Source organism: Paenibacillus sp. EB106-05-06-XG162 (assembly GCF_058791655.1).
The window spans coordinates 168,699-190,012 of the sequence record NZ_JBYTDT010000008.1; the positions used below are offsets into that span (position 1 = coordinate 168,699).

16 protein-coding genes are annotated in these 21,314 nt (G+C 49.8%); 11 read left to right on the plus strand and 5 right to left on the minus strand.

The features are described 5' to 3' along the window. Positions 1 to 4: 4 nt before the first annotated feature. The gene (locus tag AC3WU2_RS18225; RefSeq protein WP_492456523.1) at positions 5 to 1,813 is read right to left on the minus strand and encodes a cache domain-containing sensor histidine kinase; all 1,809 of its coding nucleotides are present in this window, start codon (positions 1,811 to 1,813) and stop codon (positions 5 to 7) included. A 298-nt stretch (positions 1,814 to 2,111) separates the two neighbouring features. On the opposite strand from AC3WU2_RS18225, the gene AC3WU2_RS18230 reads away from it, so the two are divergent. From AC3WU2_RS18230 to AC3WU2_RS18255, 6 genes are all read left to right on the plus strand, one after another. Beyond that, positions 2,112 to 2,996, plus strand: coding sequence for a carbohydrate ABC transporter permease (locus AC3WU2_RS18230; protein ID WP_314586382.1), 885 nt, complete (start codon positions 2,112 to 2,114; stop codon positions 2,994 to 2,996). Then, positions 2,996 to 3,832 (plus strand): carbohydrate ABC transporter permease, encoded by an 837-nt coding sequence (locus AC3WU2_RS18235; protein ID WP_018758741.1) that lies wholly within the window; start codon positions 2,996 to 2,998, stop codon positions 3,830 to 3,832. Before AC3WU2_RS18230 ends, AC3WU2_RS18235 begins: the two co-directional genes overlap by 1 nt. A 128-nt stretch (positions 3,833 to 3,960) precedes the next feature. Next, complete coding sequence (locus AC3WU2_RS18240; protein WP_492456524.1) at positions 3,961 to 5,256, plus strand: ABC transporter substrate-binding protein; 1,296 nt, start codon at positions 3,961 to 3,963, stop codon at positions 5,254 to 5,256. Between the two features lie 103 nt (positions 5,257 to 5,359). Further along, on the plus strand, positions 5,360 to 7,801 hold the full coding sequence (locus AC3WU2_RS18245; RefSeq protein ID WP_492456596.1) for a glycoside hydrolase family 31 protein: 2,442 nt from the start codon (positions 5,360 to 5,362) through the stop codon (positions 7,799 to 7,801). 741 nt (positions 7,802 to 8,542) lie between these two features. Then, positions 8,543 to 9,145 (plus strand): ArsR/SmtB family transcription factor, encoded by a 603-nt coding sequence (locus AC3WU2_RS18250; protein ID WP_492456525.1) that lies wholly within the window; start codon positions 8,543 to 8,545, stop codon positions 9,143 to 9,145. A gap of 15 nt (positions 9,146 to 9,160) precedes the next feature. Beyond that, positions 9,161 to 10,405: an MFS transporter gene (locus tag AC3WU2_RS18255; protein WP_492456526.1), complete on the plus strand. Its 1,245-nt coding sequence runs from the start codon at positions 9,161 to 9,163 to the stop codon at positions 10,403 to 10,405. 7 nt (positions 10,406 to 10,412) lie between these two features. Here the strand turns inward: AC3WU2_RS18255 and AC3WU2_RS18260 are convergent, their stop codons facing one another. Then, positions 10,413 to 10,631 carry a hypothetical protein gene (locus AC3WU2_RS18260; RefSeq protein ID WP_492456527.1) on the minus strand — a complete coding sequence of 73 codons (219 nt, stop codon included), beginning with the start codon at positions 10,629 to 10,631 and terminating at the stop codon, positions 10,413 to 10,415. Between the two features lie 240 nt (positions 10,632 to 10,871). On the opposite strand from AC3WU2_RS18260, the gene AC3WU2_RS18265 reads away from it, so the two are divergent. The 4 genes from AC3WU2_RS18265 (at position 10,872) to AC3WU2_RS18280 (ending at position 16,626) form a co-directional block, all read left to right on the plus strand. After that, complete coding sequence (locus tag AC3WU2_RS18265) at positions 10,872 to 11,936, plus strand: DUF4198 domain-containing protein (RefSeq protein WP_492456528.1); 1,065 nt, start codon at positions 10,872 to 10,874, stop codon at positions 11,934 to 11,936. Between the two features lie 64 nt (positions 11,937 to 12,000). Continuing rightward, positions 12,001 to 13,914 (plus strand): copper resistance CopC/CopD family protein, encoded by a 1,914-nt coding sequence (locus AC3WU2_RS18270; protein ID WP_492456529.1) that lies wholly within the window; start codon positions 12,001 to 12,003, stop codon positions 13,912 to 13,914. 500 nt (positions 13,915 to 14,414) lie between these two features. Beyond that, positions 14,415 to 15,320 carry a polysaccharide deacetylase family protein gene (locus tag AC3WU2_RS18275; protein ID WP_492456530.1) on the plus strand — a complete coding sequence of 302 codons (906 nt, stop codon included), beginning with the start codon at positions 14,415 to 14,417 and terminating at the stop codon, positions 15,318 to 15,320. 13 nt (positions 15,321 to 15,333) lie between these two features. Then, positions 15,334 to 16,626: an MFS transporter gene (locus tag AC3WU2_RS18280; protein WP_492456531.1), complete on the plus strand. Its 1,293-nt coding sequence runs from the start codon at positions 15,334 to 15,336 to the stop codon at positions 16,624 to 16,626. On the opposite strand, the gene ilvA is transcribed toward AC3WU2_RS18280, so the two are convergent. Both ilvA and AC3WU2_RS18290 read right to left on the minus strand, forming a co-directional pair. Next, complete coding sequence (ilvA, locus tag AC3WU2_RS18285) at positions 16,615 to 17,847, minus strand: threonine ammonia-lyase IlvA (protein WP_040675745.1); 1,233 nt, start codon at positions 17,845 to 17,847, stop codon at positions 16,615 to 16,617. The genes AC3WU2_RS18280 and ilvA overlap by 12 nt on opposite strands. Before the next feature lie 113 nt (positions 17,848 to 17,960). After that, positions 17,961 to 19,169, minus strand: a complete 1,209-nt coding sequence (locus AC3WU2_RS18290) for an MFS transporter (protein ID WP_492456532.1) — start codon at positions 19,167 to 19,169, stop codon at positions 17,961 to 17,963. A gap of 303 nt (positions 19,170 to 19,472) precedes the next feature. On the opposite strand from AC3WU2_RS18290, the gene AC3WU2_RS18295 reads away from it, so the two are divergent. Beyond that, a complete protein-coding gene (locus AC3WU2_RS18295; protein WP_018758729.1) occupies positions 19,473 to 20,306 on the plus strand; it encodes a M15 family metallopeptidase in 834 nt (277 codons plus the stop codon). Between the two features lie 150 nt (positions 20,307 to 20,456). Here AC3WU2_RS18295 and AC3WU2_RS18300 read toward each other — a convergent pair whose 3' ends face one another. Further along, positions 20,457 to 21,278, minus strand: coding sequence for a purine-nucleoside phosphorylase (locus tag AC3WU2_RS18300; RefSeq protein WP_492456533.1), 822 nt, complete (start codon positions 21,276 to 21,278; stop codon positions 20,457 to 20,459). Positions 21,279 to 21,314: the final 36 nt, after the last annotated feature.

The following is a 21,314-nucleotide window of genomic DNA, read 5'->3' on the forward strand; positions in this document are numbered from 1 at the left end:
TCGTTTACTCACTCTCCCAGATGTAATCTAAGGTGACTCGAACGCCGTGCGGCTCTAGGTTCTCAATCTTGAGCGAAGCTTGATCCTCTGAATAGAGCTGTAACCGCATCAATACGTTTTGTAACCCAATCGAAGCACCTTCCTCCACGCGTTGCTCCTCACCTTCTTGATGGTGCGCTGTAAGTGATGCTTGCAGCACGTGAAGCTCTTCTTCAGGAATCGATGTCCCGTTATTCTCAATTTCGATGATCAGACGTTTGGAGTTCGCTTCATCGATGCGGCTGCGAATCGACAATCGACCGGCTCCTAGACGCGGGTCCATACCATGCTTGAAATAATTCTCTACAAGCGGCTGCAGCGTCATCTTAGGGATGGCGGCGGACAGGCTGTTCGGTGCAAGCTCCCAAGTCGTATCGAATTGCTCATCGAAGCGTTCTTTTTGCAAATCCAGATACATTTTTAAGTGATTGACTTCATCCTGTAATGTGACCTTCGCTTCATTACTGCGCATCTTGTAGCGCATCATCTCGGCTAAGGAAGTCAGCAGCGTATAGATGCGCGGTACGTTATGTTGAAGGGCTAGGGTACCGATCGATTGCAGCGCATTGTACAGGAAATGAGGATCAATCTGTGCCTGCAGGGCACGAATCTGATTCGTCTGATTCGCGAGCTCCAGCTTATATTTGCGTAAGATAAGGTTATTGATTGTATCCATCATCTGCCGGAATCGCCGCGACAAGGTGCCGATTTCGTCCTGACTTTTGACCTCGATGTTAATATCAAGTCGACCGGTCTGAATTTCGTTCATATAGCTTGCAAGCTGCTTAATGGGCCTCGTGATGCGGATCGAGATAACGAGGGTTCCGAGGATGACCGCCAGAAGCGCGAGCGCCGCAATAATAGCGTTGATCTTGATTAATTCCGTGGATCGCTGATATAGCGCTGCATGCGGGATCTGCTTAATCAAGGTCCAGTTGGCAAAAGGAACCTCGAGCCGCTCATAGATCTGCATGGCTTTATCCTTGTCGACATAGCCAGATTGATCCCCACGAGGGACGGCGAGCTTCTCTCCTAGTCCGAGTGATTTCAACGACTTGCCGATCTCGTCCTTGTTCCCGCTATAGATAATATCTCCTTGGTCACTGACGAGATACAACTGCTCATCGCCTGCTTCATAGAGCTGATTACAGATCGCTGCGATCCCGTCCAGCTTCACATCAATCGCCAGTACAGCGAGCTGCGTTGTGGATGGAATTCGATTGATGGAACGATAGAAGGTGAACACTTGGCGATCGGTTTTCTCCAAGGGCGAAGGTGGAAAGCCATAGTTATGTACGCGGTGCGGGGGCTCTGTGCTCGTCGGTGCCTGCGTGGTCATGTATTTGGCGACCCCTTCATAAGGTGCTTCGCGAACCTCTCTTCTAGGCACGCTGCTCGTGATTAGCGTCGATTGATTGGTGATCCGGGAATGCAGATAGACCTGCTGTATATCCGGCAGGGAGCCTTGCAAATTTTGCATGGTGCTATAAATTTCGGCAATCGCCTGGTAGTCATCCAGACTTTTGGACAAATTACCAATGAAATGCGGGTCCGAATACACGATGATCGACGCACGATTGATATTGTTCAGATAGTTCACGAGATTGGTTTTCCCTTGGAAAATAAGCTTCGCATTCTCGCTGATCGACTGCTCTTTGATCGATTCCCGTGTATGGATCAGCGTAATGATGAGCGAGAGCACGAGCGGAATCGTCGTCACGACCAGCATGAATTGGATCAGGCGGGTACGGATGCTATGGGATTTTAATTTCAATGAATGCCACCTCGATTTCATTAACGTTGATGTCGGCTTTTCAGCGTCGAGAAGGTTGCGTGAAGCCGAAGAAGGAAGCGCGGAGTGTAGGGGGAGCCTACATGAGCACTGGAGTTCGAAGGCTGAATGCAAGATTCGATGTCGAATATGCCTCCCTGATTATTCTTCGCGATGGAAAGCCGACCGGAGGAGGTCAATATTGTCTCCCTATTGGTTTAATATCGTACGTTCTTTTGGACGCATGATTCTCGCATACTAATTATAAGCAAAAAATGAAATATGCAAAGGGGAGATCGGGATGCATCAACATAAAAGAAATTCACAATGGACGCAGCAGCTCGTGTTCGTCGGTCCTGCGCTGATATTCTTCGCTCTCATTATCGTCGTTCCGTTCCTGCTGGGACTCTACTATTCCTTCACGGACTGGAATGGCGTTTCTGGCGAGGTGGCATGGGTCGGCCTCGACAATTATAAACAAATACTAACGAATGATACCGTATTTCGCGATTCGTTCTGGTTCACGGCGAAATTTACCGTACTTGGCGTGATTTTCACGAATGTGCTCGGATTTGCGCTGGCGTATTTTTTGACAAAAAAGTTGAAAAGTCGTAATTTCCTTAGAACGGTATTCTTCATGCCGAACGTCATCGGCGGACTGCTGCTCGGATTCATCTGGCAGTTCATCTTCGTCAAAGGGTTCGCAGCGATCGGCGATGTAACGGGCATTTCGTTCTTCAATCTGCCTTGGCTCGGAACAGAGAATACGGCGTTCTGGGCGATCGTGATCGTCTTCGTATGGCAGACAGCCGGTTATCTGATGGTCATCTACATCTCGTCTCTGAACAATGTGCCGAAGGATATTCTGGAGGCGGCTGAGATTGACGGCGCGAGCAGAGGACAAGTGCTCCGTTCGATTATCATCCCGCTCATCATGCCTGCTGCGACGGTATGTCTGTTCCTCGCGATTTCGTGGTCGTTCAAAATGTTCGACTTGAACTTGTCGCTCACCAAAGGCGGTCCGTTCGGCTCCACGGAGTCGGTCGCCATGAACATTTATAACGAAGCCTTCTCGAAGAACCGATATGGTCTCGGTACGGCGAAAGCGATTATCTTCTTCATCATTGTTGCCGTCATCACGACGCTGCAAGTAAGATTGACGAAGAGTAAGGAGGTTGAAGCCTAATGGATATCACCAAGAATAATCGTATAAGCCTTGCCATCACAGAGATCATCATGCTGCTCGTGGCAATTTTGTTCCTTATTCCGTTCTACTTCTTGTTCGTCAACTCCGTCAAAAGCTTCGGCGACCTCCTCACCAATGCAGCGAGTCTGCCGAAGTCGATCGAATGGGGCAACTATGCCAGAGCTTTTGAGATTACGAATTTTCCGTCTGCGTTCTTGAACTCATTCGTCATTACGATCGTAAGTAATGTACTGCTCGTTCTCGTCAGCGCGATGGCAGCTTATCGGATGGTTCGGCAGAACACGGCATTCAACCGTATTCTGTTCGTGATATTCGTCGCGGCGATGGTCGTGCCGTTCCAATCCATCATGATTCCGCTGGTGAAGGTTACGAGCACCGTCGGTTTGATGAACAGTATTCCCGGACTGATTGTATGTTATTTGGGCTTCGGGATTCCGATGTCGGTGTTCCTGCTCCATGGCTTCGTGAAGTCGATTCCGCTGGAGATTGAAGAGGCGGCGACGGTCGATGGCACGAATGCATACGGCGTGTTCTTCCGCATCGTATTACCGCTGATGAAGCCGATGCTAGTCACTGTCTTTATCTTGAATGCGCTCTGGATCTGGAATGACTACCTGCTGCCGTCCCTCATCCTGCAATCGCCTGAGCTTCGCACGATTCCGATTGCAACGTTCGCGTTCTTCGGACAATATACGAAGCAGTGGGATTTAGCGCTGCCAGCGCTCGTCATGGGCGTGCTGCCGATTATCGTCTTCTTCCTCATGATGCAGAAGTATATTATCGAAGGGATTACGCAAGGTGCGGTGAAAGGGTAAGAGAAGGTCACTTCCGTCTACCTGATTGATCAATATTCTACGGTTAAACAAGGCGCGATTCCCTCTACAATGAGGATGTAAGCGTATTACACAAACGTTCATTAGATAGATTATAGGGAGGCATTTTCATGAAAAAGAAAACCAAACTTTCACTCGTTCTACTCCTAACATTGTCGATGGCGCTCGCAGCATGCGGCTCCAAAACGGAAGATAAAGGGGCAAGCGGTGCCACAACTAACGGCGGCACGGAGACGAAGACGATTAAGATTTTCCAATTCAAGGTTGAGATTGCAGAAGCATTGAACAAGCTTAAAGCGGAATACGAGAGCACGCATCCCGGCATTAAGCTGGACATTCAGACAGTAGGCGGCGGCTCCGATTATGGCGCAGCGCTGAAAGCGAAGTTCGCTTCGGGCGACGAGCCGGATATTTTCAATAACCTTGGTTATCGCGAATTGGATACATGGATCAATAGCTTGGAGGATTTATCCGATCAGCCTTGGGTAAAAGATGCGGTTGACGTGGCGAAGCAGCCGATGACGAAGGACGGTAAAATCTACGGTATGCCGATGAATCTGGAAGGCTACGGCTTCCTCTATAATAAAGATCTATTCGCAAAAGCGGGCATTACTGAGACGCCTAAGACATTAACGCAGCTGGAAGACGCTGCGAAGAAATTACAAGCAGCCGGCATAACGCCATTCGCGAACGGCTATCAAGAAACTTGGATTCTCGGACTTCACAACCTGAACGTAGCCTTCGCCAATCAGCAAGATCCGGATGCATTCATCAAAGGCTTGAATGATGGCACAGCGAAAATTCCTGGCAACCCTGTCTTCGAAAACTGGGCGAAGCTCTTCGACCTCACCATCAAATACGGCAACAAAAACCCGCTGACAACGGACTACAACACGGAAATGACGATGTTCGCAAGCGGCGAAGCGGCGATGACGCAGCAAGGCAACTGGACGCAAGTTCAAATCAACGGCATTAATCCGAAGGCGAATGTTGGCATTCTGCCAATGCCGATCAGCGATGATGCTGCAGCGAACGACAAGATCTATGTCGGCGTACCGAACAACTGGGTTGTGAACAAGAACTCGAAAGTGAAACCGGAAGCGAAGGAATTCTTGAACTGGCTCGTTACTTCCGATGCCGGCAAACGATATATTACCAAAGAATTCAAGTTCATCCCTGCGTTCAAGAACATTGATGCAACGAGCGAAGATCTTGGTCAGCTAGGCGCTGATGTGGTGAAATATAGCCAAGAAGGCAAAGTGCTGAGCTGGAACTTCAGTAAATTCCCGGATGGCGGCATGAACGAATTCGGTAACGCGATGCAGGCGTACATTGCAGGAAAATCGGATAAAAACGGCTTGTTCGACGGACTTCAAAAAGCTTGGGAAGGCCTATCGAAGAAATAAGGCTATGTAGCACGAACCTACACGGCAATACATTTACAAAAGGGGAGGGCTCTGGTGAACAGGGCCCTTTGCCATGACATCATAGGGGGTAACGGTTATGGTTATGGATGGAAGCGCAGCGATTAAGCCGGATAAATACGGGCAGGTGCATGAGCAAGCGTTATGGCAGCGGATTGGGGCTTTTGAAGCGTTAGAGAAGGACGGCGAGACATATATTTGCCGAGGTGCGAAGGGGAGCGCGGCGATTGTATTCTTAAGCGATGATATGTTCCGGGTGAAAATATTCCACGGCGAGCAGGTGGATCTCTCCTCGACGGTCGCGGTATTGCCGCAATCGGGCCATGTGAGCGTAAGTGTGGCTGAGCATGCGGAACAGGTTATTTTCCGTACGGCGTCGATCCAAGTGGTTTTGGATAAGAGTAACTTGAGCCTAGCTGTTGAAGATCTGAATGGACAGTTGATTATGCAGCAGCATCCAGTAGAGTGGAATGCACGCGGTGAAATGAATGCGTCTTACGCGATGCCGACGGAGTCACACTTCTACGGACTTGGAGAGAAGACGAGCTTCCTTGATAAACGCGGGGAGAAATATACGAATTGGAACACCGACGTCTACGCGCCGCATGTGCCGGAGATTGAAGCGCTCTATGAATCGATTCCACTGCTAATTCACATGGTGGAAGGTCGTAGTTACGGCTTATTCCTCGATAATCCGGGTCGGTCGGATTTCGATATGCGTTCACAAGAGACGTCGTTCAAGATCGGATGCTCGACGGGGGCTTACGATTTGTACTTCATTCATGGGCCGCAGCTAAAAGATGTGGTGTCTCGTTATACGTCACTCACAGGTCGCATGGACCTTCCGCCAAAATGGGCAATCGGGTATCATCAATCACGCTACAGCTATATGAATCAGCAGGAAGTACTGGAGCTGGCGCGGACATTCCGTGCGAAGCAAATTCCATGTGATGTCATCTATCTGGATATTCACTATATGGACGAGTATCGGGTGTTCACATTCGACCCGGTACGATTCCCTGATCCGAAAGGGATGATGGAGGAGCTGCGCTCCATGGGTATTCGCATTGTGCCGATCGTCGATCCGGGCGTGAAGAAGGATGCGAAGTATAAGATTTATCAAGAAGGCGTCAGAGAGAATCATTTCGTGAAGAAGATGGAAGGGGATATCTATTTCGGTGAAGTATGGCCGGGAACGAGTGCCTTCCCTGATTTTACGGAAGATCGTACCGCTGCATGGTGGGGAGACAAGCATAAGTACTATACGGACCTTGGCATTCAAGGCATTTGGAATGATATGAACGAGCCAGCGATCTTCAATGAGAGCAAGACGATGGATCTCGATGCCATGCATGGCAACAACGGCAAGCCGTTAACGCATGAAGAGCTACACAACATCTACGGGATGTTGATGTCCAAAGCGACGTATGAAGGCTTGTGCGAACAGCTTGATGGACAGCGTCCATTCGTGTTGACGCGTGCGGGTTATGCAGGCATTCAGCGCTATGCAGCTGTATGGACAGGCGATAACCGCAGCTTCTGGGAGCATATGGCGATGGCAATGCCGATGGTGATGAATATGGGCTTGTCCGGCATTCCGTTCGCGGGCCCAGATATTGGCGGCTTCGCGCATGATACTTCGAGCGAATTGCTCATTCGCTGGACGCAGATGGGTGCGTTCTTCCCGTATTGCCGGAATCACTCGGCGATTGGCACGGTTCGTCAAGAGCCATGGTCATTCGGCGAGAAGACGGAAGCGATTCTACGCGAATATATTGGGCTGCGCTATCGCTTCATGCCGCATCTGTATAATTTGTTCCACGCTGCTGCGGTGAATGGGTTGCCGGTATTACGTCCATTGCTGCTCGAATACCCAAATGATCCGAATGTGACGAATCTCAGCGATCAGTTCTTGATCGGTGAGGATCTGTTGATCGCTCCGGTATACCGTCCGGATACAACACATCGTGCGGTCTATTTGCCAGAGGGCACTTGGATTGATTATTGGACTGGCGAAGCGCATGCAGGTGGACGCCATATCCTAGCACACGCGCCGCTCGAGATCATGCCGATGTACGTGAAGGCGGGATCGATCATCGCGGAAGGGCTGCTCAAGCAGAGTGCGGATGATACGGCGAATGAGCAAGTGACGTTCCACATTTATGGGGCGGCGGCTTCGGCGGATTTTGCCGCAGTATATAAGCTTTATGAAGATGACGGGGTAAGCTTTGCCTATCAACAAGGGGCTCGCTCGGAGTTGGCTGTACAAGTTGCGGGTGGCAGCGAGTCGGTTACGGTAAGCTGGTCGTACAGCAGTCCGGGCGCGTTCAGAGTGAACCGGGAACAGCTAGTCTTCACACTGCATCAGCCGAGCTTCGTTCCGAAGGCCGTTGCAGGATTGGAGCAGTTGTCGCTTGATGCGCTTGCCGCGGGTCAAGCGGGTTGGGCGTGGGATGCAGTGAAGCGGGAGCTGCACATGCAGGTGGCCGATCGCGCTGAGGGCGGTCAGTTGGTGATTACGGTATAGATATTACGCCTGCGGCGTCCTTGATGAAGGGGCCGCGGGCCTTTTTTAGAATTTACGTAAGTAATGGCCCTCTATGTTGGATTTTTGCAATGTGGAGGGCATTTTGTCGTGCGTATGTACGTTATCATGGATTGATGCAGGATAGAGGGCTGAAAATGCTTCCTTTGTGAGCAACATGCCCGAAGTTGATGCAAATATCCACTATAGTGGGTCATAGAGGTTAAAATCGGGCTTTTATAATGGATCAAATCCAGCATAGGGATATAGAATTGCGGGCTGATTCATTTCGCTTGTGTGGATCGCTATAACAAAATATCGCTTTTATTATGGCATGAGAGACAAAAAAGGAGCCCTACAGCGTCGCTGCAGGGCTTAAGTCTATATTTATTAAAAGGGGGTCATGTAGCTATAGTAACCGATGAACATTAAGGCTACATGAAAGGTATATTTCAGTTATGTTACAAATGCATGGACTCATATTACTCATCATAATCGATTGCATGGAGACAGGGACTGGCTTGTTCGCTATGGATAGGTCATTGCAATAGATTTGAATAATTTGTAAATTTGAATTTTATATCATTCAATTTGGCTCTTCATAAGTCCAAATATAAATGATTTCCATAAATTAGTTGACAATTAATGGATAACACCATACAATCTTTCTTGACCGATCAAAAAAGTTTGATCGAACAAAAAAATTAAACCTAACTCAATAATCGCTTAACGAGGTGAGATACAATGGATCAACCAAACAACCATGACGTCTACGAAATTACATCCTATGTGCAGGCCAAAGTCTTCTCCAATAAGCTGCGGATCAAAATTTTCTCGCTCTTCGATGATGAAGTGGCGAAGACGTCGAAGCAGATTGCCGATCAGATGGGGCTTCCCGCGTCGAAGGTACATTATCATGTGCGCGAGCTCGCGAAGGTGGGGCTGCTTGTCTTAACGGAGACGAAAGAGAAGGGCGGCATAATCGAAAAGTATTACTTACCTGTCGCGAAGCAAATTCACATTCGACTGAAAGATGACGAGACGCCAAATGAGGGCGAGAAATCAGGCGAGTATCTGATCTCGAAGTCGTATTTTCGCGATTATCAGGAGGAATTCTTGGAGGCGATCGAGCGCAAGGATGAACGGAAGAAGAGTAAGAAATCGGATGGCGAGCAGGGAACATTTATGTCCGCAAGCACGCTGCGCCTGACGGAGGAGAAGCATAAACAGATGGTATCGGAGCTAAGACAATTCATGGAGAAGTGGAGTTCACTGGATGACCCGGAAGGACCAGATACGATGAACTCTCGGCTGTTCTTATCGGCTTTTATTCAATCTAAATCTTAAAAAGGCGGTGCTGCGATGCTTCAATTCCTGCGGGGGAACCCATTATTTCGTCGCTACTGGTTCGGAACTTGGTTCTCGGAGCTTGGAGACTGGATACGGAATATGGCGGTTATGTACCTTGTCTTGAATTTATCGAATAATTCACCGATTGCATTATCTTGGACGATGTTCGCGGAGTATGTACCGATCTTCGTGCTGGGTCCGATCGTTGGTGTGATGGCGGATCGCTGGAATCGGAAGAAGACGATCGTCTGGGCTAATATGTGCCGTGCCTTGATGATGGGCGTATTCGCTCTGGCCTATATGGTGCATGCAATCTGGCTGCTCTATGTGGCGGCGTTCCTCTCTTCGATCTGTACCTTGTTCTTCCGCGCACCGGGTAGCTCATTCACGATGCAATTCGTGCCAGAAGAGGATCGGAAGACGGCAGCAAGCCTTCGGCAATTATCCCTCAGCGTCATGCTCATGCTCGGCCCAGCGATCGGGACATCGCTCTATATGTTCTTAGGTCCGGGATGGGTGTTCCTGCTCGTGTTTACCTTATTCATGCTGAGTGCGGGTGTAACGTCGACGATTCGTACGGCTCCCCCGGAGGAGTGTCCAGGGACCGAGGCGAAGCAGGGTTTGCGTTCCGTGTGGGATGACTTAACTAATGGCATGCGCTACGCGTTCCGCCATGCAACGATCCGTCCAATTTTGTTCGGCGCAGTGTTTGTTGGTTTTGGCGCGGGGATGATTAATGTGTTGGAAATTTTCGTCGTGACGGATTTTCTGGGGCTGCCCGAGACGATGATGGCGGTGCTTGTATCCGTGCAAGGGATCAGTATGCTCGTTTGTACCTTGCTTGTTCAACGGATCAAGCTGCCATTCGATAAATTCGTCTCCTACGGTATGATCGTGATGGGCATAGGCCTAGGGTCGATGGTGGCGTATCCGAGCCTGATGGCAACGGCAGGGGCGCTGGTCGTATTCAGTCTGGGGCAGATTGCGCTGAATATCGGGATGGCGACCTTAATGCAGACCAAAGTCGATTACGCATACCAGGGGCGTGTGAATATGACATTCCAGACGACGTTGATCGGGTTTATGACCATTGCGCTCGTATCGACGGGCTGGTTGTATGCACTGCTGCCGCTTCGTCTGCTGGTTGCTTGCGGGGGATTGTCTATTGTTATCGGAGGGTGTATTTGTTACATGATGTTCCGGGGGAAAGTCGCAGCCGTATCTTCGATGGAGAAGGGACTGAAACCAGAAGCGTAAGAAACTTTTACTTGTTTCTTCTCACGAAGCTGTAAATGCTGAATCCTAATCGCAGCACGCTTACACCGATGAGAATCATAAGGAGAATGTTCATCGTATGGATATGATCACTGATCGTCGTGATTTGTTGATTAATCCCGTTAATGGAATTCGTCGTTGTGTCCTTAATGCTGTTAATTGCTGTTTTGAGTTCGTCGATAAAATCGGTAATGCCGGTAAAGCCCATGATGTGTTCAGCTCCTTGGTGGTATAGATACATGTTATTATATGAGATATTCCCAGCCATAATCAAATGATGGAGCGTCTTCCTAGAGATAGGGGGGCGCTCTCGTTCTATGTTTGCGAGGTCATGTCACAACTCGGTAACAATAATAGCCCGATCGGGTGATATTCATCATATTCGAATTGCTATATGCTCAAATCTATACAAGAAATACATATTGGATTGAATAGATTTGGAGGCCAAATGATGAAAAAGAAAAAGAAATTAGCGATTCTTGCTATGTCTACCCTATTACTTGCAGCTGCTGCGGTGCCTGTCTCGGCTCATGATGGTTGGTCGCAGACGAATGCACCTGTGGTTGCAGCCGGAGAAGTCAGCTATGTGGATCTGATGCTCGGCAATCATACGAATGAGCATGCCAGCTACCGAGTTGCGGGCAAATGGAGCACCGGTACCACGAAGGTATATGTAACAACACCTGCGGGCAAGAAAGCAGACATTACATCTACGATCTTCTATACGGGTGAGGAAAAAGAAGACGCAAATGCTGGGATCAACAACGACTATATTACGAAGTTCTCTGCATCCGCACCGGGTGCATACATTATTTCAGCGGAAGGCGATAGCCTATTCAAAAATGGTGAAGTGTCCAGCCGTACCCTTCGGAGCGCGAAGTCATTCGTAGCGGTTGCGGATATTCCACTCGCACAGCGGGTTCAGAGCTTGAAAGGATTTCAGGCGCATGTAACGCCAGACCGTGCAGAGCTGGTGCCTGCATTCAACCCGGCTTCGGTGAAGCCGAACCAAGAGGTTCAAATCCAATTGTTCTTGAAGGACAAACCGCTCGCGAACACGGATGTCTCCATTATTCAGCGCAGCACTTCCGATTCGCAGAAGCTAAAGTCCGATAGCAACGGAATGATCACGTTCAAGACGGGTGCTGCTGACTATTACTTAGTGCGTGCCAAGCCATCGACAGATGAGAAGGTGGAAGGTCAATACAGCAGCGTGAATTATGAAGCGACGATGACGTTCATCGTGCAGAATGGAGCGACTGCGGTTCCAGGCAAAGCAAGCGGCGTGCCTAGCGTCTATGTGAACGGCAAAGTCGTAGATGCACAAGGTATCGCGGTGAAAAATGGTGTAACGATGGTGGATGCAGCGTTTGTTCGCGAGCAACTTCAGGCAGACTATAAAGGTACAGGTTCCGCCTCGCTTCGTGCAGCTGCCGAAGCGGCTGGTGCGAAGGTCGAAGTATTGAATGCGGTGGGTGAATTGCGTGCCGCGGTATTAATCTACACGAAATAAAAGATAGGGGAGGGGCCGTCTGAATCTTGGCGGCTCTTTCGCAGTTATGGTGGTGAGGAATGACATGAAGAAATTCCATATCGGATGGCTCGTGTGTGTGATGGTCCTCTTCGTCTTGTTCCCGCAAGGAGTCGACGCACACGCACAGATTCAACGTTCGAGCCCGGCAGCGGAATCCGAATTGTCTAGTGCGCCGCGAGAGATCCGAATCACGTATACGGAAAATATTAATGGTGATTTGAGTACGGCGACGCTCTGGACGGAATCGGGCGGCTCTGTGTCTGTGAAGCTGTCGACCGAGAATGATAATGTCCTGATCGTAACGCCTTCATCGGATCTCGCAGATGGGGTGTATAAGGTCAAATGGCAAGTGCTCTCTGTGGATACACATGTGACAGAAGGATCGTTCCGTTTTGCTGTAGGAGCGAAGCTGGAAACCATTCGTCCGCATGACACCATCTCACTCGATGGGGATACGACGGATACGGGAAAGTCCAGCACGGGTACGGGGGCTGCAGTGAAGCCTTCAACGGATACATCGCAATCCAAAGACAAGAAGGCGCAGCAACCGACTGCAAGTAATAAGGGAACTTCCGATAAATCGGTAGCTGCAGAGGCTTCGAAACCGAAGGATCAAGGTGCTACATCTAAACCGATTACGGGAAAGGATGCGGGGGGATCCAGTGATCAGGCTGGCTCTGCGGGTCAAGTGAAAGATAAGGCGAAGTCGAATGCGGGTAAAGAGGCTGTTGCGGTAGAAGCTGGAGCATCCGATTCCGGTTCGGCGACCTCACCTCAGGCAGGACAATCAGTTAGAGAAACGGGTGGCTCTTCTTCTGTACCTGCAGGGCAGGGCGGCGAACCATCGAAGGATGAGGTGCCAGTAATCGAAGCTTCTACTGATGTAAAAGGAAGTGCGGATTCCGGGAGTACGCCCGTATCGCAGGACAACTCTGACTCTGATATGTCCGGGATGGATCATTCGCATTCTATGGATGGGATGGACATGGAGGATATGGAAGGCATGGGTGCTAGCGGCATCACTATCGATTGGAATAAGCTGCTCCGCGTGATAGAGCTATTCGTTATGGCGGCCATTGGGGGGCTCTGGTATGTCCGATCCTTCTTGCTGCGTAAGGATGAAGTGCCTGCTGATGGTCTTGTGCATCGTATATTTTCGGCCAAGACAGAACGGCTCGTTTATCTCGTTGGGATCATCCTGTTCCTCATGACGGGGATCGGTCATTTGCTACAGCTAGCTGTACAACTGAACACAAGTGGTACATTGGATGCCGAAGCGTGGCGTAATACAGGTGTGCTGCTTCGCTCTACGCTGGTTGGGACGGTAGTCTGGGTGCGTCCGATTCTGCTCGCTGTGCTGATTGTTAGTTCGATTGTGTTGTCGAGAAGTGCTGCGGCTGTGCGAATCGGGGTGCAAGGCATTCTCCTAGCGGCTGTTGCGATCACGTTCCCGTTCACGGGGCATTCTTGGGCGGACGAATCGATCCGCCTCGTCACGGTTTCGTTTGATCTGCTCCATCTCGCAATGGCTGTCGTCTGGTTCGGTGGGTTAGTAGCACTTGGCGTCATGACTTGGCGGCTGCCGAAGGATCGCGTGGAACTGGAGAAAATCCATCAAGTGGTACGGCGGTTCTCCAATGTCGCATTTGCACTCACTGCGACTGTGGCGATTACGGGCCTCCTCTTATCGCTCATTCGGGTCACTTCTTGGAATGCGCTGTTCCATTCTGATTATGGGCAGACGCTAGTATGGAAGATTATCCTCTTTATCTTGGCTATGCTTCTCGCAGGGGTACAACGGCTAGTAGTCCTGCCGTATCTTCAGCGTCAGGCTGGCGAGGCAGAAGGACGTATGCTAACCCTCTGGAAATTCAGTATTCGTGCGGAATTGTGCATCGCGATGATCATTTTCATCGTTGCAGGGTTCCTGTCCACGACGGCGCCGCCGATGAGCTAATGAATTACACCTCCATGGAACCATGGGGGTGTTTTTGGTTGTTGTTAGAACGCCGAGCGAGTGTAATTTGGAGTGGGAGCATGCACTGTGCGAGGGGGATTTGCACAATTGCGCGTGAGCCAAGGGATAAGAGGGAGATGTGAGTGCTCTATACTGGATTTTATGTAGGATAGCAGGCGAATTTGGATCATTTTGCTGTCTATCATGGATTGTCGCACGATAGGAGGCTCCAAATGCCTCGATTACGTCAGATCTCCCACAAGTTAATGCAGTAATCCATGATAGGGCGCGGGGTGAGGAACTTTAGGCTAAAGCTAATGCAGAAATCCAATATAGGGCGTGTGTCGAGCGGGTTGAGGGTTAGTAGGGTAGGGTTGTACGTGTTAGAAGATAGCGGCAAAGCTGAAGTAACTTGATCAACGACGAGCATAATCTGTACACGTTTCCACATAAATTGGTTAGTAAGAAAATAACGGGAACGTGAAGGAGGGACAGCAGCCATGGCCTTGCAATCGGAGAAATTAGGATATGGTGCGGAGGAGAAACTGTTGATCGTCAATGCGGATGATTTTGGTATGTGTCGTTCAGCGAATGCGGCCATTGAGAAGCTGCTGCTGGCGGGAGATATCTCCTCGGCGACCGTGATGATCCCCTGCCCATGGGCAAAGCAAGCGGCAACATTCTGTAAAAATAACCCGCAGCTCGATATCGGGGTGCATCTCACGTTTACGAGTGAATGGGAGGGATATCGGTGGGGGCCGGTTTCTGGGCGGGATACGGTAGCTTCCCTGCTCGATGAAGGATTGTTCTTCCCGAAAGACTGCGAGACATTTGAGAAACAAGCGAATGCGGAGGAAGTGCATCGCGAGATATACGCCCAGATTGAACATGCAATCGCATTAGGTATTCAGCCCACGCATCTGGATATTCATATGGGCAGCTTGTATGGGCTAGCGACAGGACGTGATTTTCTGGAAACGGTCATTGAGGCCTGCACTCACTACGGTCTACCGCTGCGACTCCCCTGCCGAATGATCGAGGATGCGTCGTTCCCGGAGGCATTGCTGCCGATGGCGACAGCTCGGATTCAACTCGCGGAGGAGCGGGGCGTCCAAATGATCGATGATCTCGTGTCATTACCTTATGCGGTGCAAGAAGGGGATACGTACATGAATGTTAGGCTGCAAATGGCGGACCTGCTCCGAAACATTCGGCCGGGCTTAACGGAGATCATCATTCATCCAGCCTTCGTGACCGATGAGCTTGAGGCGATCATGCCCTATGCGCAGAAACGAGGGATGGAGGCGAAGCTGTTCCGCGATGCTCTGATTCAGAAGACGATCCAGGAAGCGGGTATTCGTCTGATCTCGTGGCGTGACCTGATGGAATCACAGCGCAATTCGTAAAGGAGAGGTGCTTATGCACACAAACCGGCTCTCGATTCGTCCTATTCTCGCCTATTGCAGTGGTAATTTTCCTGTTAATCTGATTGCGCAAATGTTCGCGACGTACGCCGTTTTCTATTATGTGGATCATCTCGGTGTACGCCCTGCGCTCATTAGTATCGCGATGGTCTTCCATGGCATTGTATGTGCCGTTATGAACCCGATTTTCGGGCATCTATCCGATCGCACCTCATCACGATGGGGACGCAGAAAACCCTATATCCTCGCCGGGATCGTACCCGTTGCGCTCCTGTTTACTCTCATCTGGACACCGTTCGTAGAGGGCGCAGCGCTCTTCTGGTATTTCCTGATCATCGTGATGCTCTACGATATGGTATCCGTCATGCTCGTCTTAAACTGGACAGCATTGTTCCCGGAAATGTTCACTTCGCTTCGTGAACGTGCGACCGCGTCTTCATGGCGCCAGTTCTTCGGCATTATTGGTATGGTCGTCGGAGTCGCCATCCCGCCGCTTCTCTACACCCAGATGGGATGGGTGAGCATGGGCGTTATGTTCGGCGTGATCGTCGCCGTCTTCTTCTTTATCTCCTGGCTCGGTTCGAAGGAGCGCGCTGATGTAAAAGTCGTTACGTTCTCGGTTGGTCAAGCGATTCGCTACACGGCGACGAATAAAGCTTTCGTCCGTTACGTCCTCGGTAGCTTCTGCGTGCAGTTCTGCTTCGCGCTGTTGCCCGCAGCCATTCCGTTCTTCACCAAATATGTGCTGCATGAAGCGGATACGATGAATACGATCATGCTCGGTACGATTTTCGCGGTGGCCATGGTCTTGATCTATCCTTGGAGTCGTGGCATTGCGAAGTGGGGAACGCGATTCATTGCCCTTGCGACAACCGTATTGTTCATTGCCGCGCTTCTTCCATTTATGTGGGTTGGAAGTATACCGGGTGCGATTGCTACGGCAGCGGGATTCGGTGCGGTTCTCGCAGGTGTCATGGTCTTGCTCGATGTGATGCTGGCCGAAGTCATTGATGAAGATGAACGTCGTACGGGTGAACGTCGGGAAGGGATGTATTACGGGATGAATGGGTTTATTGTGCGGTGGGGCGTGTCCTTGCAAGCGGTCGTGATGGGGTTCGTCTTGGAGCGGAGCGGTTACAGTGCTGCGAGTGCGGTACAGCCGGACAGCGTTGCCGCTGGGATCCGCTGGATGCTTAGCGGAATCCCGATTCTAGCGCTGCTGATTGGACTGATCTTCTTCTATGCTTATCCGCTGCGACACACGCGTGCGAATGGATCAAATCAATAGATTGAACAAGACCGGATCATTGTTAATTTCGTTATAGGTAATACCCTTCTTCTTCATGTTGGCGATTAAAGCGTCATAATCCTCGCGATGCTTCAGCTCGATGCCGACGAGTGCGGGACCGTTGTTCTTATCATTCTTCTTCGTATATTCGAATCGTGTAATATCATCATTCGGACCTAATACATCATCGAGGAATTCACGTAATGCACCAGCCCGCTGCGGGAAATTAAGGACGAAATAATGTTTCAAGCCTTCGAAAATTAACGAGCGTTCTTTAATTTCCTGCATCCGGTCGATATCATTGTTGCCGCCGCTGATGACACAGACGACCGTTTTCCCGCGAATTTCGTCTCGGTAGTAGTCGAGTGCTGCGATCGGCAGTGATCCTGCCGGTTCGACGACGATGGCGTTTTCGTTATAAAGATCGAGAATGGTCGTACAAGCTTTGCCTTCAGGGACCAGAACGATATCATCGATCAGATCTTTACATATATCAAAGGTGAGATTGCCGACACGTTTGACCGCAGCGCCATCTACGAATTTATCGATATTGTCCAAAGGCACAACTTCACCCAGTCTTAGCGATTCCTGCATGGAAGCAGCCCCAAGCGGTTCGACGCCGATCATTTTGGTCGAAGGACTGACGGCTTTCACATACGTACCGACCCCCGCTGCGAGTCCGCCGCCCCCAATGGTAACGAAGACGTAGTCGGCTGGCGTATCCAATTTCTCGAAAATCTCCATACCTACCGTCCCGTTGCCCGCAATAATCTTCGGATCATCAAAAGGATGCACGAATTTCATGCCATGCTCCTCACAAGTCTTCATCGCCGCGTCATAAGCATCATCATAGGTATCTCCCGTTAGAATGACCTCAACGTAAGAACCTCCGAATCGCTTCACTTGCGTGATTTTCTGCCTTGGCGTCGTGCTTGGCATGAAGATCTTGCCTTGAATTTGCAGTGCATTACATGAGAATGCGACACCTTGCGCATGGTTCCCTGCACTTGCGCAGACGATGCCTTGTTGGAGCTCTAACTCGGACAAGTTCCGAATGAGATTATAAGCACCACGTAATTTGAACGATCGGACAATTTGAAGGTCCTCACGTTTGATATAGACGTTACAACCATACTTTTCGGATAATTTGGCATCATGCTGCAGCGGAGTGCGTGTGATGACATTTTTCAGCATGTGATGCGCCAAGATGATATCTTCCATGGATACCGTCTTGACGGCGGAATCGTTCTGCACGGTGAATCCCTTCTTTCTGAATCTTAGAGTCTTCTATTCAACTATTGTAAGCGTTGTTTCTATGAATTACGAGTTCTGATTTAGGACTGGCTCAGCTTCTGGTCGGTTGGTAGGAAGACGGTTAAGAGACCGAGCAGCGGCAGATAGGAAGTAAGCTGCATGATGTACGGGATTCCTGCTGTATCCGCTAGATTTCCCAGAAACGCCGTGCCAATTCCGCCAAGTCCGAACGAGATGCCGAAGAAAATGCCCGACACGAGACCGACCTTGCCTGGCAGCAGCTCATGTGCGTAGACGACAATAATCGAGAACGCGGAGGATAAGATCAATCCGACGAGAACGAGCAAGATGATCGATACCGTGAAATTCGCGTAAGGCAGCGCAAGGGAGAAAGGTGCTGTGCCGAGAATGGAGAACCAGATAATATTCCTCCGTCCGAATCGATCCGTCAGTGCCCCACCGATGAGAAGCCCGATGACATTCGAAATCAAGAAGACGAACAGCACGACCTGTGCCATTTGCAGACTAACATGGAAATGTTCCATTAAATAGAACGAGTAGTAATTCGAGATCGCCGCCGTATAGACGTTCTTTGAGAACAATAAGAGCATTAAGATGAAGATCGCAAATGCCGTTGCGTTCCGATTGAGTGGGTTCGCCTTGATGACTTTCACATTTTGTTTGCGCTCAAGCTGTGCCGTATGTAGATATCCTGCATACCATCTGCCGACGAAGAATTGGACGACAATCGCGATAATCGAGGCAAAAGAGAACCAAATGGCTCCGAATTGACCGACTTTGGCGAAGATCAGGATCGTCATAATCGGTGCAAGGGCTTGCCCGGCGTTCCCGCCAAATTGGAAAATGGACTGCGCCATGCCTTTGCGTGGGCCGGCAGCTAGGAATGCTACCCTTGAGGATTCCGGATGGAAAATCGCAGAGCCGATTCCGATGAGAATAACGGCGAGCATGACCATCAAGAAATGGGACGCGAATGCGACGCTGATGACACCAGCAAGTGTAAATACGACGCCGATCGGCAGCAGGTAAGGCATTGGTCTGCGGTCGGTGTACAAGCCAATGATGGGTTGAAGGACCGACGCCGTGCCGCTTAGCGCAAATCCGATGAGACCGATCTGGGTATAGCTGAGATCTAGCGATACTTTTAGGATCGGGTAAATCGAAGGAATGACCGCCTGGACGGTATCATTCAATAAATGGACGAAGCATACCGCGAATATAATCGGGAATACCGTCTGCGCAGCAGTTGCGCTCTTTGCATTTGTCACCCTGCGGATCACACCTTTCTTCCATGCTGTACATCCTCTGAAGGACGAGGGAGACGATACGTTCCGAGTGCTGGAAGAACCCTTCTTGATTCAGGCGTGGAGCCTTAGAATCCAAAGGGTTCGCCTACCTTAGCAATATAATAAACTGTATTGTAGGCCTGCCTGGGTAATGCTGTCAATGCAAGTTTTCGTCGAATGGACATTTTTGCATTTTTGATAGAATTTGTCGGATGTTGACCCCTATTTTCCACTCGATTATACTTAAAAGAGCTATCAACATGTGAAGAGTAGGGAGAGACTGTGATGAACAAAGTCAAGAAACGGGTGCTGATGTCGATGTTACTCGCGCTATGTGTCGGCTTGACTGCTTGTAAATCGACAGAAATCGTTCAATCGGTACATGCCGATTCTGAGACGTCGGCAGAGGAGCAGCAGGGGAATACGGGAGAACAACAGGAGAAACCTGACGGAGATAAGACTCAATCAACGCTTGCTAGTGAATATGCGCTTAGCAAGACAGTTACCCAGCAGGGGGATAAAGAAGTAGTGACGAATCCGGAATCCATGGCAGTCGTTGTCAACAAACAACGATCCTTGCCCGATGGCTATGAACCGCCTGACTTGGTGGAGCCGAATGTGAAGTTTTCTTTTAATGAGAAAGTAGAGAAGCGTCTGATGCGCAAAGAAGCTGCTGAAGCGCTGGAGAAGCTGTTCGAAGGCGGGAAGCAGGATGGGATTCATCTGTTTGCCGTATCGGGGTACCGCTCGTATAAACGCCAAGTGACTGTGTTTAACAGCAATGTGAAAAGAAACGGTCGTGAATACGCAGAGAAGGTAAGTGCGGTTCCTGGGAAAAGTGAACATCAGACAGGTCTTGCGATGGATGTATCTAGTGAGAGTGCAAGCTTCGGCCTTGAGCAGATGTTCGGGGATACGACGGAAGGCAAGTGGCTTGCAGAGCATGCTGCGGAGTACGGATTCATTATTCGTTATCTCGAAGGGAAAGAGGATGTTACCGGCTATGTCTATGAGCCTTGGCATATTCGTTATGTCGGCGTAGATCTGGCGAAGGAAATTGCAGCTGCAGGCGTGACGTTGGAACAATACCTTGATGATACGGGTTCGACGAAAGCGTAGAAGAATAGGCACAAAAAATGGCTTTTTAAAATAACAAAAAAGACCCTGTGAACTTTGGCGGTTCAGGGTCTTTTTGGCTTGGGTGTTAAATATAGCTACTCGGTTACCCGAGCTAGTGAAGCCGATATAAATTGAAGGATTGTCGCCTCTTTACTTCATTTTGCGCAAAATGCCTTTGACGAGTTCCACGAATTTCGCTCTTACTTGGCTTGCGACTTCGATCACTTCTTCATGATTCAAAGGTTGATCGAGAATCCCGCAAGCCATATTCGTTAAGCAGGAAATACCGAGCACCTTCATATTGCCATGCACCGCAACGACTGCTTCAGGAACCGTTGACATCCCGACGGCATCGGCGCCAAGCGTACGAATCATCCGAATTTCAGCTGGCGTCTCATAAGCCGGGCCGCTCCACCAAGCATAGACACCTTCTTGCAAGCTCATGTCTTGCTCCTTCGCAACCTCAGCGGCAAGCGCACGCAATTCACGGTTGTAGACTTGGGAGACGTCAGGGAAACGTGTACCGAGCGCATCATTATTTGGTCCAATTAAGGGATTGGTGCCCACGAGATTAATGTGATCGGTAATGAGCATCAAATCGCCAGGCTTAAATGACGTATTAACTGCTCCGCATGCATTGGTGATGAGAATATTCTCCACACCTAATGCTTTCATGACACGAACCGGGAATGTCACTTCATCGAGCGTAAAACCTTCGTAGTAGTGGAAGCGGCCTTTCATCGCTACAACGGTCTTGCCTTGAAGCTGTCCGATGACCAATTCATTCGCATGGCCTACAGCACCGGATTTTGCAAAGTGCGGGATTTGGCTATATGGGACTTTGAAAGGGTTTTCAATCTCGTCAGCAAGTGTGCCTAAGCCGGAACCTAAAATCATACCGATCGTTGGACGATAATCCGTCTTGTTTCGTAGGAAATCGCTTGCTTCGTTAATTTGTTCTAAGTTATGCATGAATCTCATACCTCCTAAGTGCTTATTCATTTAGTA